This is a genomic window from Avibacterium paragallinarum, from assembly GCF_900450705.1.
Classification (GTDB): Bacteria; Pseudomonadota; Gammaproteobacteria; order Enterobacterales; family Pasteurellaceae; genus Avibacterium; species Avibacterium paragallinarum.
The window spans coordinates 965427-981395 of the sequence record NZ_UGHK01000002.1 but is presented as its reverse complement, the minus strand read 5'-3'; the positions used below and the strand labels follow the sequence as shown (position 1 = coordinate 981395).

The following is a 15969-nucleotide window of genomic DNA, read 5'->3' as shown; positions in this document are numbered from 1 at the left end:
AAATGATTATTCGATAATGTAAGGGGATACCATTACCTGTAAGCGACCTTTTAAGGTGTTGGTGGTGCCGTTAATGACATCCGCATTACAAATATCTAACGCCGCTTTTTCTAAACTTGGTGGCACTAAAAGCGTGGTTGGACGCACATTGATAAAGGCACCGCCATCGGCTTTTAAGGTGGTCATTTTGGTAATAACCGCCATCACATTATCCGCAGTTAAGTTAAGCTGTTTTGCTTTGTGGGCAAGCTGCCAGAAACCAAAACCTGCATTGCAACGATAACGCACACCCCACAAATACACATCTTCCATAAACACCGTATCGGACTTGGACGGGTCAAATTTGCCCTCAAATTCAGGCTTGGTGCGTTCTTGGAAAATAAACGGTTTGATCACGTTGTTGGTATCTAGCACATACCAAGATTTCGCACCGCTATCAGAACCTGTGGTAATGTTACTTTGTGCCGCTCCCGCATTGGTGCCGTCCACGTCTTGATAAAACGGGTGATCGGTGTCGAAGAAGTTTTGCCCGTCATAACAGAGCGTACTTTCACCCGCAAGCAACAATTTAAAGATCAACTCATCAGGCAATTCCGCTGCCGATTGCCCTGCTTGAGCCATCATATTGCGGAATAAGCCCACTTGGTCATCTTCAATGGCTTCACGTGGTACGCCAACCGTGCTTTCGTATTTTTTGTTATCAAGGGTCATTCCCACCGCTGACATATTTTTAATCGTACGCTTGCCTGCCCATTCCGTCATTTTCGGGAACGCACGCATAAAGCCGTAGGTATTGGTTGCGGTGTTAGACGGCACGGTCATCGCAATTTTGGGGTATTGCGGCTCAATATGAGCAATCCCTTTGCTAAATTCCGCACGGAATTGGGTATCCAATTTTTTTAGCACTTCGGATTTTTTAAATTCTACGGTCATTGTCTTAGGCTCCTGTTTCTAAATTTTTACGGTATTCGGCTTCGGTTAAGCCCAGCATTTTCGCCACAGCTTTATCTTCTGCACTTAACGCTGCCACTTTATTTTCATTCGGATCAGCCTTAGCTTGTTTTTCGCCACTTAATGCGGCAATGGCTGGGGCTTTGGCTAAATAGTTTGTTAAATCGGCAAGGCTTAAACTTTCCGCCCATTCTTTTAATGCTGGTGGGAGCTTGCCTTGTGAGAGTGCTACCGTGATAAGCTCGGCTTTTTTGTCCTGCTCAATCCCTTGCTTAAATTGGTTAAATTCCGCCGTTAATGCAGCAACTTGCTCCACTGGCACAAATTTAGCAGGGTCAGGATTTGCTACCTGTGCCGTTAAAGCAGCAACAGATTGCTCTTTTTCGGCAAGCTTAATGTAAACCTCTGATAACGCCACTTGGCTCTCTCCTTTGGATTGTGCAAGTGCGGTGATTTTTTGGCTGATTTCAGCTTCGGTGGCATTAGGTGTGTTAAATAACGCACATAATACCGCTAATAAGGCTTTATCCATGGTTGGTGTATCCTCTTGGTTGATTAAAAATTGTTGGCTGGCTGCCACCATAGCTTCCTCCATGCCATCTAAAGCGGGCGTGTTGGTTAAGGCGGCGTGAAAGATTTTGCGCACATAGCCTTGCGTGTCATAGCTAAACACCGCAGAGATATAGCGATATTCCCCGTTTTTGATATAGTCGGCGGCTTTGTCCGTCCAACGCACATCGGCAAAAATACCTTGCGGGGTAAAATAGAGGTAATCCATCCACCCCGCACTTGGTGCTTCTTTGCCATTTTGTTGTGAGTGCAAAATCTGATGTTCGTAATCAATTGGGAGTGGGTTGCGTTGGCTATTTGCCAATGCCACCACATCGTTACCATTTGTGTCTGTTACATACCAAGCCTCCACGTCAAAAGGTCGTCCGTCTGTGGCTCGAAATGCACCGTAAGGCAACAACTGGATACGCCCATTTTTGGCTTGGCTCAACTCAAAACTACAGGCGGCAAGTTTCATCAAAAAAATCCTTTATTGCTTAATCTTGACATAGCATAGCGATTTGCGATGTGCTAAAACTGTGAATAGGCTTCCACACAACAGAAAGGAGAGGGAAAAGAGAGATATCTGAAAAATAGAAAGAAGCTGACTGATTTAAAACACAACCCATTTTAAAACCGTTTTAAATCGTTTTAATTTATTTTAAAAATTTTTGAATGATTAAATCGTACCCCTAAAAGAAAAAATCGCACAGCGTGCGATTTAGGGGCTAAATAGCATTATTTAATTATCTGTTTAAAATAGTCTTGCACGTCCTCTAAAATATCTGCCTCATCTTGTGGGGTTAGGGTTAAAAATGGACGGGCGGGAATATTGCTCCCAGGGTGATTAACAGATTTTCGCACAATACCCCCAAAGCTCAAGGCTTTTTTCATTACAGGTTTAATCTTATGCGGTTTGGTTTTGCCACCAAATTGATGAATTGCCGCATAGGCTAAATTTGTGCCAACAAGGGCTTTATCATTATCCCAACTGGCACGAATGCTATTGCGTAACGCCCCACTATCAATCAAGGGCGAACCGTTAGGACGAGATTTTACCCCCAGCCATTTAGGGCGACCACCCGCCTGAAAGTTTTGATCGACCGCTGATTGCATTGTCCCAGCAATAGTACGCATTAAAGGGGCGTTATAACGCACACCTTGACTTAAGCGTTCCAATAGTTCAAAAACGTCTTTTTCGTTGTTGATTTTTATTTCAATCATAGTTACATTGTCCTTAGCCACTAGAAAAGCGATGAATCTCCCAGATCGCGGACGAACGGTTGAAAGAGTACCGGGGATTGTGTGTAGGTGTGGGGAGCCCTACCTAGTGGCTATTACTTTTTCCCACTCCTTGTCTTTTAATTTTCTGAATGATTGAATGAAAATTTCCTTACCTAAAACCTTCAAAACTACACTATATTTTTTACCATTGATTTGTTTTACCAACTGATAATGTTTTTCCCTTGTATTAATTGTTTTTGCTGGCTCATAAATCAACTCTGGCAATACGGCATATTCTTCCGCCCCAAAATTTTGCCCCTCACGACTACTAAACTGCTTAATCAAGGTATCATCAGAGAGCCATACGGTTGCCGTTTGGCTACCGAGTTTGGCTTTATCTTGTGCATTTAGCACTCCAGCGGTAAATTTATATTCACGGCGTAGCTGGTTGCGAATGGCGGTCAGTTGCGTACTATTCGGTTTATCGCCTAACTTTAAGGCTTGTTTAGCTGCCTTAAATTCCTTTTCAAATTGGCGAAAATCCCATTGAAAGCCCGCCCCGCTCATTTCCCGTTTGGCAAATTGGTGAGCGAGTTTTTCAGGGTAAAGGTCTAAGTTGGGTTTATAGCTCGTTCGCCCTACGTTGTAATCAAACCCACGGTCGGTAATCACCCAACGATCTTCGCTGACCTTAAACGCCGTAGTTTTCTCGGTTTCCCGTTGGTTGATTTTGCGTTCATATTCCACTAATCGCCCTTCGCTTTGGCTCACAGTTAAATTACGCCGTTTAATATCCCGCTCGGCAAGGGCAATCACGGTACAACGGCAGTTAAAGCCATTTGGTGGGTAAAAGGTATGCCAGAATGGATCATCATAGGCATACACCAACCCATTCATTGCACTATGGCTGGGGCGAGTGCGATCATCATTGACGGCACTATACTGCCAATAAGGGCGACTATCTACATTATCCCGCATTTGCTGATAACGCTGTGCCGAGTAAGCCGCCTGCATATTGGTGCGGTAAATGGTTTCAAGCCGTCTTGGTGTGCCAAAAAACTCACCTGTTTTTGGATCAGCCAATAAATAGCCTTTGTCATAGCCTGCAATCCAACCTTTCTTTTTAAAATGCTCAAAGATATTTTTCTTCCACTCGCCGAAAGATTGCCCCTTTTCTTGGGCGGTGATCAAGGATTGGTAAATATCCTTAGTCATATCAAGGCAGGTCAAATTGGCAATGCGTGTGGCTTTGGCTCTGGCACTTTCCAGCAAGCCTTTCTCGTCCAAATGGTCAAGTAAGGCTTTTTTGCTTTTCAAAAACGCAATGGCTTCTTTGGGTTCTAACCCCAAAGCAAAATTAACGGCGGGCATTGCTGCCTCCTAATAATTCGCTTAAAAATAATGCACGGCTTAAATAGGCGTGGTGTTCGCCACTCTCTAAATCTGGGTAAGCCTCGGCGAGCTTCTCGCCTGCCTCCTCGTAGCTCTCACAACTTAGCATTAACGCCACGGCTTTTTGTACCATAGGATCAAGTTGGGCGTTAAAATCAACCTGTTGCAAGCCCTCATCTAGCACATTATCTAAAATCTGCTGTTCGTTTTGGCTTTCTTTTTGCGTGGACAAGGCGGTTTTGTCGCAGCCGCAACCACAGCCAGCGCGATGGCTGAAAGTAAGTGCGGTGCGTTTTTGCTCTGTTTTTTCTTCTGTTTCATCATCGTTTAACTCTCCTTTAAAGTCGTTTTGAACAGCTTTTAAAATCACTTCGCCCTCTTGGGGTTCTGGAATACCTAATTTTTCCCGCACCCAACTTTCAGGCACAGCCACGCCGATATTGACTAAATCAGGCAAGGCTTTGGCGAATTTTTCTAAATCCTCATATTCTGCGGTGTCAAACTCAAAGCGAGGGCAGCGACTTTCGTCAATATTGGGATCAACATTGAGCTGTAAATAAGGCAAAATAATTTGCTTGGTAATGGTCTGTGCAATTTGTTTGGCATCAGCAACAAGCAAATCACGGCGTACCTCATTATGCACCTTGCCAAGTGCATGGGTTGAGCTTTTGCCATCTGCCCCTGAGGTAAGGGTTTGCCCTAAAATCAGGCGGGCAATTTCCGTGCGACACCACTCAATCATTTGCAAAAATGGGTTATTAACGCTTGAGCCATTCGCCGCATTATGTAACTCAATTTCCATACTTTCAGGCATAATGCCCGCCGCGTTATGTCCAATTTGAGCCAAAGCACGCAAAAGGGTACGTTTTTCCTCATTGGTTGCCCCTGCACCGTATTTTCCAATGCGAATAGGCATACCGTACAGCTCTAAAAATTCGGCAAAATCGTGAACGGAATAATGCTTAAACATATAGTGCCACGCAAGCGTGCGATAAAGCCCCAAGCGGGCTAACTGGGTTGAGCCTGATTTATGGCGATGTACCACCCAACCGAGCGGACGCAAGGCTTCGCCCTCTTGGTTAGCTGGGGTTTTGAGTAATAAATTGTCGTCTTTATCAATCTTAAACCACGATTGCGGGCGGTGTATAAAGGTTTTTGGTTGCCATTTTCCGTTAATAAAATGCCAATCAATTTCTAACGCAGAAAAGCCGTGGCCCACCGCGTCCATTAAATCCATTAGCAGGTTTTCCAGCTCGGAAAATTGATAAAAATATTCATCCACTTCTTGCTGATAGCCTTGTTCGGCAGGCGTAGCATTGCGAGGTTCGGCAATTCGCCAATCCAGCGTTAAAATCGCACGTTTACGCGTTGCCATATTCGCCGCAATATCGCCGTCCCGCTCTTCAATATCCATAAAGAGTTCGTGCTGGGTTTGGATATTGCCCGCCTCGGCATCTTCAAAAATACTTTTTAACTTGGCAGGGGTGATTTTATTGCTCGGGTGGTCGGAAATAATCCGCCCGTTTTCTGTAATACGGGCTTCGTTGGTTTGAAAATCTTGCCCGATTTTGACCGCACTTTTATTGGGTGCAGGTTTGTGTTTATTGCGTTTTTTCTTTGCCATTGTTTATCCTTTCCAAATGCTATAAATATCCTCGTCCTCATCACGCCAATCATTTTCTAACTCCGCTTCATTTAGGCTTGTCCATTCGATCGGAGCAGAGTTGCTCACCGCATTTTTCCATAGCATTTCTAAGGCATCGGGACCATCATCGTGGTCGGCTTTTGGGAAATGACGTAGCTGCGAAATCAAGGTGGATTGACTGTGATGCAACAAAATTAAGCCATTGGCGATATGGGGCTGTAAGCTCTCAATGCGTAGCATTTTGTCGGTGTTCGGCTTAATCGCCGTGGCAGGCACAGGCTTGCCTCGTTGGGCGGAACGTTTAATCAGTTCCGTTTGTAAAAACTCCTGAAACTGCACCGTTTCCACAAACCAGCGGTGGCATTGGTATTGGCTATGCAATCTAATCACATCTTCAATAATTAAATCCGGCAGGCGTTTTTTAATTTGAGCCTCAACTACATAGAGTTTGCCTGTTTCGCGGTGATAGCCCCCGACTAAAATGGCTGACGGATCACGACTTGCCCCTGCTTTGCCCATTGAGGGATCTAATGCCCCGAAATAAATCAGGTTGTCAGGGAGTGATGTCCAATATTGGATACTGTTGGCAAAAATGGCATCATCACCACTAACAGGGTCGTTTTGATATTCGCTATCAAAGGTGGCGTGTCCATCACGGGCGCGGATTTTCATTAACGCCAAGAGTGGACGAGCGGCCCAAGAGATTTCCGCCCCCGCGTCCATCTCCAACTGATTTTGCTGATAAAAAGCATCGGCGACCGCTTCGCCCTCGTTTAGGTAAAAATCTTCCCACTTATCCCATAACGCCATATTGTCGGGCATTTTTGTGAGGGCTTTAAATTTTGCCGTATGCCACGCTTTATTGTGCAAGGTGCGATTGAGTACACTGTCGTAATGCAGGATTGTGCCAATATAAACAATGTCGAATTTATCCCCCGCAGAGCCAAGCGGTAACACGGTCTTTTTCAGCCAGTTATGCAATTTATCCCGCTGTTCTGGGCTTCTGACTTGTTCATCATTTTCAATATCATCTAGCACCACCAAATCAGGGCGAAATGCCCCGTGGCGTAAACCACGCAATTTTTTGCCTGACCCTGCCACCTGCACTTTTTGATTAGCGCGGGTCACAATGGTTGCCGCTTGCCACACACGCCCAACCCCTGCCACTTCAGGAAAATCAATGCGTAGCCGTTGGTTAAACTCTAACTCCACCTTGATTGCCTCTAACATTGGGTAGGCTTGGTCGATACTGTCCATGACAATTAGGCAGTATTTTTTCTGTTGGGTCACCAAGCAATACAGGGTATAAAGCTGTGAAACAAGGGTTGATTTTGCCTCACCACGGGGAGCAGCAATGGCATCTAAACAGCCTTTCTCTTGTTGTAAAATGGCGGGCAAGCGTTCAAATAGATAATGATGCAGTTTGGATTTTGAGCTTGAGCCGGTGTAATGCGGAAAGTAATGATTGACAAAATATTCATACCCCGAAACCTTATCAAACACTTTTTTACGGCGTTCAACAACGGCTTCAGGGCTATCATTCCAGCCCTCAAAAGATGCTTCAAGTTTTTGTCGTAGGCTGTCGGCATAAGCACTCAATTCTTTCAAAAAATCTTTGCTTTTCATTTTAATCACTCACCAATAACGCAAAAAATACCCACCAGCCCCAAGCGCCACCATCACGGGCGGACAGGCACGCGATAATCACAAAAATAAAGCTCAACAAGTTCATTTTTTAAATTCCTCATTGAGCGTTTGCCCAAAGCCACTTAACGCCTCAATAAAAGGCTCCATTAAGGCAGAATGATGTTGATGGATATACTCACCAAATAACTCAACGGTACGCATTGCCACCGCCAGTTCAGAAACTTCTGGCAAAATCCGCTTACTCGCTGCCGTCATTTTGGTAAAACTATCCGCAAGGGCGGCAAGTAACATCACCTTGTCTTTAGCACTCAATTCAGTGTTTTGCTGTAATTCGTCCATTGTGGTGCGATACTGCAAAATAAATCCCGCCAGTAAACCTTGCGAAATCATATTTACTTCACCACCTGCCATAATATGCACATCTCGGGCTTTATCCCAATCGTCCCCTTTATTTAGGGCTTGTGCTTTCCAACGGCGTGCCGTGCCAAAAGACACTTCGGCTTTTTGGGCGGCTTGCTCAAGGGTAAAACGGTCAAACACATAATAACGGCGTACTAATGCCCGCACTTTCTCATCGTGAGCCATTTAGCCCCCAAATTTCGCTTTGATTAACTCAATGCCCACCGCAACCATTGCACCACCTAAACCGCCTGCTACAAAGGCTTTGGTGGTGACTTTGCCCACTTGGGTTTCGAGTGAGGACAAACGATGATCAATGTTATCCACCCGCTCGCCAATACGGTCGATTTTGCGATTGGCTTCTTTGCTTAAATTCAACAGTTCATCTAATTTGTCGCTGGTGTTGCGTTCGCGTAACCGCTTTTGTTCTCTGGCTGACATTATTTATCCACCTTGCTGTCTAATTTATGATTCATTGCTTTTAATTCGTCCCGAATTTCCGCCAAAATATTGTCCGTGTGTGTGCTATGCACCTTGGCAAGCTCTTTCGTTTGGTAGTTATTGCGGATGTCTTTGCATTCCTGTTTGATTTCTTTCAGCTCTTCTTTGACTGATCGCAACCAAAAGCCCACAAAAGTAACGGCAATGGATACCACCCCGTTAAACACCCATTCACCGCTAATTTGTAGATCCATTTTTCACCCCGCAAATTTGCTCGTAGGCTAAATTATGGTTCAGCACCTGCCGTTTGGTCTCAAGGGTATCTTGACGACTGGGGTAAATCAGCCCAAACGCACTGCAACCTGTAATCTTAGTCACGGAAGTAACCCTTTGACTGCAGCTGCTCATCAACACCGTGAGAGTCGAGACGGCGATTAGCCTGTTCAATTTGTTTGCTTTTTTCAGCATTTTCCATTTCCTCTGCAATAGCTCGGGCTTCTGCCTTGACCATTTCGATTTCTTTCTGCTTTTCAGTGAGTTTTTTACTTTGCCAATGTAGCCGTGCATAAATCGCTACAAAGATCGCCCCTAGCCCAACAAGCACATAAAATTGCCATATCATTGTTCTTCTCCTTGTGGTGGTGAAGATTTACGGCGATTAAGGGCATTGGCAAAGCCTTTGGTTGCCACACCTCCGCCACAAAATAAGGCAAAAGTAGTGAATAGTTCGCCCACATTTGAGCGGTCTAAATAGACGCTATAAGCCAAAATTCCCGCCATTAGCACCGCACAAAAAATTGGATAAAAGCGGTGGTGCTAAGACGACCGTTGTCGTTGGTGATGAGTTCTTTAAATTGCATTGTTGTCCTCGTTTTGTAGCAACTGTATTCCGCTAAAAAGCAAAAATACAAATTCGTTAATTAAAGTGCGTGAGCGTCCCATTGCGAGTCATCGCGGACAATCGCATTTAAAATGGTGAGAAGTTTACGCATACAGGCGTTAATCGCCACTTTGAACGCCTTACCATTAGCACGTAAGCGTTCGTAAAATTGTTTGAGTTTAGGCTCAAAACGCACACAAACAAATGTTGCCATATACAGTGCATTTCGTACGGCTTTGCGACCACCTGAACAGCGGCTTTTCCATTTGGTGTTGCCACTTTCTTTAGGATGGGGTGCAACACCAACAAGTGAAGCGATTTGTTTATGTGTGTATTGACCTAACTCAGGCAACATTGACATCAAAACGGCTATTGTTTGTGTACCCAACCCTTTGATGTCTTTAAACTTTTTTATTGTATCGTCAAAATGTTTGAGATGCTGTTCGATTTCCCTATCCAGCTCATCAATACGCAGGCTGAGATAGTCGATATGCTGTTCAACACTGAATACTTGTGTGGAATGAACTTGTTCAAGGCGGTTTTTCTCCGCAAAACGCATTTCAACAAGCTGATTACGGCGTGAAACAAGGGCTTCAAGCTGTTCCTGCTCGGGAGTGGGTGGTATGTAAAGCTGCTGTGCTACATTATCACGCATTGCGAGCATTTGGGCGTAAAAAGCCAACATTTTGGCATCTTTATTGTCGGTTTTTGCTAGTGATTGCGACATCGCAAACTGATTGGTTTGTCGCGGGTTAGCAATCACCACACGAAAGCCTGTGCGGTGGAGTGCTTTAGCTAATGGAAGTTCAAGCCCACCGGTGCTTTCAAGGACAATTAAGTCCACACTGAAACGACGTAAATACTCAATGGTATGCGCAATCCCTTTCGGATTGTTGGTTTCGGTCTTAGTTCGTTTTTGGGTAGAAAGCCCAATGACGAAATGACGTTTAGCAACATCAATACCACAATAAGTTTGTTCATTCATCATTAACCTGCCTTGCATTCGGGTTTAAGTCTGGCAACTGTTCGGTTTTTTGGTGAAATGTTATCTGCTCTCATTGCTACAACTCGGTTTGTTGCCTGGGGCGTATGCGAGATGCAGATAACGGGGTTTTGTTGCTATTTTATATTAATTTTAATATACAAGGGGGTAACGCATAAATGCGGCGTTGTCGAGCAGGGTGAGGTAGTTGCGGAACACGCTGAAAAATGCCCCTGTGGCACGGTTTTCGAGGCGATGGCTTTCGGGCAATGCCAGCAAGGAAAGAAACATCACGCCGCCAATCACCGCGAGCAGGTAAAAAATGGCGTGCCACGAGCTGAGGCGGAGCAGTTGCCCGCCAATGAGTGGGGCGGAAATCGGGGCAATCGCCATAATAATGGTAAGGGTGGACATCATTTGCACCGCACGGGTTTTGTCGAACAAATCACGCACCATCGCACGCACCAACATTGGTGCGGTGCAAGCACCAAAGGCTTGAAAGACACGCCAAAAAATCATCTGTGGCATCGTTTCCGACATCGCACAGCCCAGCGAGCCGACGATAAACAATAGCATACCGAGATAGAGCGGTTTTTTCCGCCCAATGCGGTCGCTAATCGGGCCCCATAACAGTTGTGCTAAGGCGAAACCGACCAAAAAGCCCGTTACCGTCAGCTCCGCCCGCCCGTTTAAATCCCGGGCCATTTGTGGCATTGCGGGCAGATAAATATCGGTGGAAAGCGAGGTGGTCGCCATTAATAAGCCCAAAATCATGAATAAAACAATGGGGGGGAGGCTGTTTTTTGACTGCATATTGTTCTCTTATTTTTGTTTTCACTTGAATGTCGGCTAGTGTAACGCAATGGCATTGTTTTGATTAGTAGGAAAATATTGCATAGGGTTTTGAATAATATTCAATAATCTAAAAATTGCATTGATATAGAGAGGTTTATATAATGCCGTGCAATTTATGTTTAGAAATGGCTGTGTTATGAAGAAATTCACCCTTGTTTTGTGTAGCCTTTTGTTATCGGCTTGCACGGTAACCTCTTCCCTCTCAACGGTTCACCCTGCTCATAGTGCCGCCCAAGAAGCCGCATGGGCGTTACTGAATCAAGCGGTTACCGCTTATCACGCTCAAGATTACGCCCAAGCCCTGCCATTGTTTCGCCAAGCCGAACAAGCAGGCGATATGAAAGCTCCGCGTTATCTTGGCTTGATGTCGCTCAACGGGCAGGGCGTGCCACGTGATGCGGCACAGGCGTTCACCTATTTTCAGCAAGCCGCCAGCAAAGGCGACATCACGGGGCAATATTGGCTCGGTTATTGTTATGAAAATGCCATTGGCACAGCGCAAAACCTCGCCCTTGCCAAAAAATGGTATGAACAATCCGCCCAGCGTGGCGATGTGATCGCCGCCCCAGCGATGGTGGCATTGGGCAGATTTTACGAACAAGGCAAAGGCGTTGCAGCCGACCGCTAACAAGCCTTAGCCTATTATCAACAAGCCAAAAACGCCGGCGATGCACAAGGCGAAGCCGAATGGCAACGTTTGCAAACGGCACATTAACACAAGGAAAATTATGAAAAAATCACTTCTCACCCTCAGCCTATTTGCATTGGCTGCCTGCACTCATCTCACCGATACCACCAGCCCACAGGCGGCAAGCCAGCAAGGTGCGTGGAACAACCAATACGGCGGTGCGAATAAAAGTTACGATCAACAACTCATCACAATGCGTGAACAAATCGCCCCATGTTTTCAACAACTTAGCTTCAAAGACAGCGTAACGGGCAAAACAATGGCGTATAACCTCTACACGCCGAAAAATCTCGACCCGAACAAAAAATACCCACTGGTGATGTTTATTGCCGATGCCAGCACCGTAGGCAAAGGCGTACAAGCCCCCTTAATGCAAGGCTACGGCGGCATTATTTGGGCGACCGATGAAGCCCAAGCCAAGCACCCCGCGTTTGTCCTTGTGCCAGCCTTTAGCGGCCCACAATCCGCCGTGAATGACGACTGGCAAACTACTGATGAAGTGGGAATCGCCCTGCGTCTGCTCAAACACACCATTGCCAGCCAACCCATTGACAGCAAACGGGTTTACACCACAGGGCAATCCATGGGCGGAATGATTTCCTTCTACCTCAACATCACCGAACCCCAGCTCTTCGCCGCTTCAATGTTTGTTGGCAGCCAATGGAACACCGCCGTGCTTGAACCGCTGAAAAACACCAAATTCATCTACACCGTTGCTGAGGGCGACCCCAAAGCCTCCAAAGGCATGGCAGAACTCAAAGCCCTGTTTGAAGCCAAAAAAATCCCGTTTGACAGCACCGAATTTTCCGCTAAAGCAAGCCTTGCCGAACAAAACGCCGACACCGCCAAACTGCTGGCACAGGGCAACGCCCACAACTTTATCCAATTCGCCCAAGGCAGCACACTGCCTGAAGGCACACTCGCCAACAGCCGCGGCGGTGAACATATGTATTCTTTTGATTACGCCTATCTGCTCGAACCCGCTCGGGATTGGTTGTTTCAACAGCATCGTTAACTTTTAATAGAGTATGTTTCTTCACTTCAGAACCGATATTCAATAAAAAAACAGAATAATGCCTATGTAAGAGAGCATTGTTCAAAACACAACAAAGGAGGAAGCGATGCAGGTGAACACGGTATTATTCGATCAGTTTTTAGAACTTGATGTCTTTGGGGCGTTGGCGGAGTTTAAAAACTTAGGTTTTTTAATGTACTATCTCAGTGCCAATGGCGGCAAGGTTCGTGGGGCGTATGGTGCAGTGCTAGAAACTCAACCTTGGCAACATGCAGAGGGGGATATTTTGTTGATCCCAGGTGGGGCAGGTACGCGTACGCTGGTGCAAAATCAAGTATTTTTGGCAGAGCTGGCGAAGCTGTGCCAATCACATCGCTTTGTGCTAAGTGTTTGCACAGGCTCGGCGTTGCTCGCCGCATCAGGCGTGTTGAATGGCAAAACTGCCACCACCAATCTTAATGCTTTTGATTGGGGGCAATCGCTCAATCCACAAGTGCGGTTTGTCCGCCAACGGGTCTGCCAAGACGGGCAATTTTTCACTAGTGCAGGCGTGAGTGCAGGCATTGAAATGGCGTTGCATTTCACCGCTTATTTATTCGATAACGCCAAAGCGGAAGCGATGGCGAAACTGATTGAATATGAGTTCACACCAGTTTGAAGCGAAGATGAATGACGCCAAACTTTTACCACATAAAGTGCGGTGGGATTTTTCCGCATTTTGTGATGTTTGGTTTCTTCCTAAATAGGTTGGAAAGTCAAGCCTATTGTTCTTTGGACTGCCTGAAAACGGAAATGAAGCCGAAAAACCAATGATTACCTAGCAAAATGCTGAGAGATTGTTAGGTTTAACTTAATAGAGAATAAACAAATAGTACACTACCGCTTACCAATAAAAACAATGATAATAAGCGGCATCCATTATTCACAATAAAAGGACAACAAAATGCAAAACTTAAAAGACAAAGTCGTCATTATCACTGGTGCATCATCAGGCATCGGCGAAGCCACTGCCTATAAACTGGCACAAGAGGGGGCGAAAATCGTCTTGGCGGCACGCCCTCAAGACAAGCTCAAAGCCATTGCCGATAAAATTGTTGCAAATGGCGGCGAGGCGGTGTATCGCAGCACCGATGTAACCAAGCCTGAAGACAATCACGCCTTAGTAGAGTTGGCAAAAAGCACTTTTGGCAAATTGGACGCGATTTTCTTAAACGCAGGCTTAATGCCAAGTTCGCCATTTTCCGCGTTGGAAGCTGCCAACTGGAATGCGATGGTGGACGTGAACATCAAAGGTGTGTTGAACGGCATTGCCGCCGTGTTGCCCACTTTTGAAGCACAAAAATCAGGGCATATTCTCGCCACTTCTTCTGTGGCTGGGCTGAAAGTGTACCCAGGGGCTGGCGTGTATTGCGGCACAAAATGGGCGGTGAAAGCCATTATGGAAGCCTTGCGTATGGAATCGGCACAGGCTGGTACAAATATCCGCACCAGCACTATTTACCCTGCGGCGGTGCAATCGGAATTGGTGGCAGGCATCACTAACGACAACGTGTCGAAAGCCTATCGTGAGCTGTACGACAACTACGAAATCCCCGCCGAACGCGTGGCAAACGTGGTGGCGTTCGCCCTCAGCCAGCCTGAAGACACCAACATCAGCGAATTTACCATTGGGCCGACTACACAGCCTTGGTAAGCCACCTAGCACGAGCCGTACTCGGCTCGTTAAGCTAAGCCGCTTTGCTTCTTTGCCTATTTGGGGCTGAATAGCAGAGTTGCAGAGCGACTCAAATTAAGTAACCCTATACGGCTTGTATAGGGTTTATCAACGTTATTTTTTCAGACGGCATTAAAGTGCAGTCAAAAAAATAGACGTTTTTTAGCCGTTTGATTTCAACATAATACGGCGTTACTTCGCCTTGCCGTACTATTTGTACTGTCTGCGGATCAAAGCCTTGTCTTATGTTGAACTTAAACGACTATAATAAGATGTTTCGTTCAATATCGGCTCACTTTGCACACAAATTCGCTGAAAAAACAAGTCTATAATGGCAAAATATAAAAGGCTATAATACCGCTTTTCAGATAACAAAAGAGGTAAAAAATGGCGTGGTTATGGCTGGCTTTGGCGATTGTGTCGGAAGTATTTGGCTCAACAATGTTGAAATTAAGCGAAGGGTTTAGCAAATTATTGCCCTCCGCAGGTGCGGTGTTGGGCTTTGGCTTGGCGTTTTATTTTCTAAGTCTTGCCCTCAAAACTTTACCGCTGGGAACGGCTTATGCGGTGTGGGCAGGCGTGGGCTTGGTGCTAACTGCCATCGTGAGTATGCTGTTTTTCGGCACAAAAGCAGACGCAATGGGGCTACTCGGCATTGCGTTTATTCTCGTGGGTGTGGTGATTTTGAACGCATTTTCACACATGGCCGCCCACTAAATCGCCCAAGCCCACACAGCAAAGTAACGCCGTATGATGTTGAAAGCAAACAACCATCCTACGGCGTTACACATTGATAGCTATTGAACGAAACACCCTCAACCACAACAACGATAGGGACAACCATGAAAAAAATCCTCACCACCCTTACCCTCGCCGCCAGCCTCAATGTGCAGGCAGCCCCCGTGATGAACTTCTTTGAACTGGGCATCGCACAAGGGCAGCACGCCGAATTTAACCAAGTGGGCAAACACAATATCGACACATCCATTGCCAAGGAAAAAGGCACACTGGCGATGTATGCCGTGCAGCCGAGCGAACAGCCCGATATGGCCTATATGGTGGAAATCTACGCCGATGATGCGGCATATCAAACCCACCGTCAATCGCCACAATACCAAGCCTTTTTAGCCCAGTCCCCCACCATTTTGACCGATCACAAAGTCTTTACCCCGCTTGTGCCACAATTTTTAGGCGACAAAAAAGTGCAAGCCACTGCATCCTATCGCACTAATTTAGTGATGGTGGAAGTGAAACCACAACACAACACCGACTTTAAACGCATCGTCAGCCAAGAAATGGCACAATCGCTCAAAGCCGAAAATGGTGTGCTGGCAATGTATGCCGCCACTTACAAAAATCAACCGAACAAATGGCTGTTTTTTGAAATCTACGCTGATGATGCCGCCTACCAAGCCCACCGCCAAACGCCCCATTTCCAAGCTTATCTCAAAGACACCGCGGCAATGTTGGAAAGCAAAAATTTCCGAACCATTCAACCGCTGTATCTTGGCAATCAAGGTGGGTTGAATTGGGTGGAAAAATAAATCAATGTTGTTTGAAATATGATATTTCAGATGCTATTTGCAT

At 46.0% G+C, this 15969-nt stretch carries 19 protein-coding genes and 1 pseudogene; 6 read left to right on the top strand and 14 right to left on the bottom strand.

Annotated features, from left to right (window positions below):
• Positions 1-6: 6 nt before the first annotated feature.
• From DXZ23_RS09530 to DXZ23_RS09470, 14 genes and pseudogenes are all read right to left on the bottom strand, one after another.
• A complete protein-coding gene (locus DXZ23_RS09530) occupies positions 7-933 on the bottom strand; it encodes a Mu-like prophage major head subunit gpT family protein (RefSeq protein WP_017805821.1) in 927 nt (308 codons plus the stop codon).
• Between the two features lie 4 nt (positions 934-937).
• Positions 938-1978: a phage protease gene (locus DXZ23_RS09525; RefSeq protein WP_017805820.1), complete on the bottom strand. Its 1041-nt coding sequence runs from the start codon at positions 1976-1978 to the stop codon at positions 938-940.
• A gap of 260 nt (positions 1979-2238) precedes the next feature.
• The gene (locus tag DXZ23_RS09520; RefSeq protein WP_017805819.1) at positions 2239-2724 is read right to left on the bottom strand and encodes a phage virion morphogenesis protein; all 486 of its coding nucleotides are present in this window, start codon (positions 2722-2724) and stop codon (positions 2239-2241) included.
• 99 nt (positions 2725-2823) lie between these two features.
• Positions 2824-4095 (bottom strand): phage minor head protein, encoded by a 1272-nt coding sequence (locus tag DXZ23_RS09515; protein ID WP_035695883.1) that lies wholly within the window; start codon positions 4093-4095, stop codon positions 2824-2826.
• Complete coding sequence (locus DXZ23_RS09510) at positions 4082-5740, bottom strand: DUF935 domain-containing protein (protein ID WP_017805818.1); 1659 nt, start codon at positions 5738-5740, stop codon at positions 4082-4084. Before DXZ23_RS09510 ends, DXZ23_RS09515 begins: the two co-directional genes overlap by 14 nt.
• 3 nt (positions 5741-5743) lie before the next feature.
• Complete coding sequence (gene terL, locus DXZ23_RS09505; RefSeq protein ID WP_017805817.1) at positions 5744-7387, bottom strand: phage terminase large subunit; 1644 nt, start codon at positions 7385-7387, stop codon at positions 5744-5746.
• 102 nt (positions 7388-7489) lie between these two features.
• Positions 7490-7993 carry a DUF1804 family protein gene (locus tag DXZ23_RS09500; RefSeq protein ID WP_017805815.1) on the bottom strand — a complete coding sequence of 168 codons (504 nt, stop codon included), beginning with the start codon at positions 7991-7993 and terminating at the stop codon, positions 7490-7492.
• The gene (locus DXZ23_RS09495; protein ID WP_017805814.1) at positions 7994-8248 is read right to left on the bottom strand and encodes a hypothetical protein; all 255 of its coding nucleotides are present in this window, start codon (positions 8246-8248) and stop codon (positions 7994-7996) included.
• Complete coding sequence (locus DXZ23_RS09490) at positions 8248-8502, bottom strand: hypothetical protein (RefSeq protein ID WP_017805813.1); 255 nt, start codon at positions 8500-8502, stop codon at positions 8248-8250. The genes DXZ23_RS09495 and DXZ23_RS09490 overlap by 1 nt, the downstream gene beginning before the upstream one ends.
• Entirely contained in the window at positions 8486-8626 is a 141-nt protein-coding gene (locus DXZ23_RS15460) for a hypothetical protein (RefSeq protein WP_165381637.1), read from the bottom strand. Before DXZ23_RS15460 ends, DXZ23_RS09490 begins: the two co-directional genes overlap by 17 nt.
• On the bottom strand, positions 8619-8870 hold the full coding sequence (locus DXZ23_RS09485) for a DUF2681 domain-containing protein (RefSeq protein WP_017805812.1): 252 nt from the start codon (positions 8868-8870) through the stop codon (positions 8619-8621). Before DXZ23_RS09485 ends, DXZ23_RS15460 begins: the two co-directional genes overlap by 8 nt.
• Positions 8867-9108: pseudogene (locus tag DXZ23_RS09480) on the bottom strand (DUF2644 domain-containing protein). Before DXZ23_RS09480 ends, DXZ23_RS09485 begins: the two are co-directional and overlap by 4 nt.
• A 60-nt stretch (positions 9109-9168) precedes the next feature.
• Entirely contained in the window at positions 9169-10116 is a 948-nt protein-coding gene (locus DXZ23_RS09475; protein WP_017805811.1) for an IS110 family transposase, read from the bottom strand.
• A gap of 147 nt (positions 10117-10263) precedes the next feature.
• Complete coding sequence (locus tag DXZ23_RS09470; RefSeq protein WP_238544408.1) at positions 10264-10866, bottom strand: MFS transporter; 603 nt, start codon at positions 10864-10866, stop codon at positions 10264-10266.
• A 235-nt stretch (positions 10867-11101) separates the two neighbouring features.
• On the opposite strand from DXZ23_RS09470, the gene DXZ23_RS09465 reads away from it, so the two are divergent.
• The 6 genes from DXZ23_RS09465 (at position 11102) to DXZ23_RS09440 (ending at position 15926) form a co-directional block, all read left to right on the top strand.
• Positions 11102-11593 carry a tetratricopeptide repeat protein gene (locus DXZ23_RS09465; protein WP_017805809.1) on the top strand — a complete coding sequence of 164 codons (492 nt, stop codon included), beginning with the start codon at positions 11102-11104 and terminating at the stop codon, positions 11591-11593.
• 100 nt (positions 11594-11693) lie between these two features.
• The gene (locus DXZ23_RS09460) at positions 11694-12668 is read left to right on the top strand and encodes a carboxylesterase family protein (RefSeq protein ID WP_017805808.1); all 975 of its coding nucleotides are present in this window, start codon (positions 11694-11696) and stop codon (positions 12666-12668) included.
• A gap of 106 nt (positions 12669-12774) precedes the next feature.
• Positions 12775-13326, top strand: coding sequence for a DJ-1/PfpI family protein (locus DXZ23_RS09455; RefSeq protein WP_035695885.1), 552 nt, complete (start codon positions 12775-12777; stop codon positions 13324-13326).
• A 285-nt stretch (positions 13327-13611) separates the two neighbouring features.
• Positions 13612-14361: an SDR family oxidoreductase gene (locus DXZ23_RS09450; RefSeq protein WP_021724401.1), complete on the top strand. Its 750-nt coding sequence runs from the start codon at positions 13612-13614 to the stop codon at positions 14359-14361.
• A 408-nt stretch (positions 14362-14769) separates the two neighbouring features.
• Positions 14770-15099 carry a DMT family transporter gene (locus tag DXZ23_RS09445; protein ID WP_017805805.1) on the top strand — a complete coding sequence of 110 codons (330 nt, stop codon included), beginning with the start codon at positions 14770-14772 and terminating at the stop codon, positions 15097-15099.
• Positions 15100-15224: 125 nt separating this feature from the next.
• A complete protein-coding gene (locus tag DXZ23_RS09440; protein ID WP_017805804.1) occupies positions 15225-15926 on the top strand; it encodes a putative quinol monooxygenase in 702 nt (233 codons plus the stop codon).
• Positions 15927-15969: the final 43 nt, after the last annotated feature.

Bases quoted from the DNA above. Each gene is read 5' to 3' on its own strand.
- DXZ23_RS09530 (WP_017805821.1), bottom strand. From the start codon at position 933: ATGACCGTAGAATTTAAAAAATCCGAAGTGCTAAAAAAATTGGATACC.
- DXZ23_RS09525 (WP_017805820.1), bottom strand. From the start codon at position 1,978: ATGAAACTTGCCGCCTGTAGTTTTGAGTTGAGCCAAGCCAAAAATGGG.
- DXZ23_RS09520 (WP_017805819.1), bottom strand. From the start codon at position 2,724: ATGATTGAAATAAAAATCAACAACGAAAAAGACGTTTTTGAACTATTG.
- DXZ23_RS09515 (WP_035695883.1), bottom strand. From the start codon at position 4,095: ATGCCCGCCGTTAATTTTGCTTTGGGGTTAGAACCCAAAGAAGCCATT.
- DXZ23_RS09510 (WP_017805818.1), bottom strand. From the start codon at position 5,740: ATGGCAAAGAAAAAACGCAATAAACACAAACCTGCACCCAATAAAAGT.
- terL (WP_017805817.1), bottom strand. From the start codon at position 7,387: ATGAAAAGCAAAGATTTTTTGAAAGAATTGAGTGCTTATGCCGACAGC.
- DXZ23_RS09500 (WP_017805815.1), bottom strand. From the start codon at position 7,993: ATGGCTCACGATGAGAAAGTGCGGGCATTAGTACGCCGTTATTATGTG.
- DXZ23_RS09495 (WP_017805814.1), bottom strand. From the start codon at position 8,248: ATGTCAGCCAGAGAACAAAAGCGGTTACGCGAACGCAACACCAGCGAC.
- DXZ23_RS09490 (WP_017805813.1), bottom strand. From the start codon at position 8,502: ATGGATCTACAAATTAGCGGTGAATGGGTGTTTAACGGGGTGGTATCC.
- DXZ23_RS09485 (WP_017805812.1), bottom strand. From the start codon at position 8,870: ATGATATGGCAATTTTATGTGCTTGTTGGGCTAGGGGCGATCTTTGTA.
- DXZ23_RS09475 (WP_017805811.1), bottom strand. From the start codon at position 10,116: ATGATGAATGAACAAACTTATTGTGGTATTGATGTTGCTAAACGTCAT.
- DXZ23_RS09470 (WP_238544408.1), bottom strand. From the start codon at position 10,866: ATGGCGACCACCTCGCTTTCCACCGATATTTATCTGCCCGCAATGCCA.
- DXZ23_RS09465 (WP_017805809.1), top strand. From the start codon at position 11,102: ATGAAGAAATTCACCCTTGTTTTGTGTAGCCTTTTGTTATCGGCTTGC.
- DXZ23_RS09460 (WP_017805808.1), top strand. From the start codon at position 11,694: ATGAAAAAATCACTTCTCACCCTCAGCCTATTTGCATTGGCTGCCTGC.
- DXZ23_RS09455 (WP_035695885.1), top strand. From the start codon at position 12,775: ATGCAGGTGAACACGGTATTATTCGATCAGTTTTTAGAACTTGATGTC.
- DXZ23_RS09450 (WP_021724401.1), top strand. From the start codon at position 13,612: ATGCAAAACTTAAAAGACAAAGTCGTCATTATCACTGGTGCATCATCA.
- DXZ23_RS09445 (WP_017805805.1), top strand. From the start codon at position 14,770: ATGGCGTGGTTATGGCTGGCTTTGGCGATTGTGTCGGAAGTATTTGGC.
- DXZ23_RS09440 (WP_017805804.1), top strand. From the start codon at position 15,225: ATGAAAAAAATCCTCACCACCCTTACCCTCGCCGCCAGCCTCAATGTG.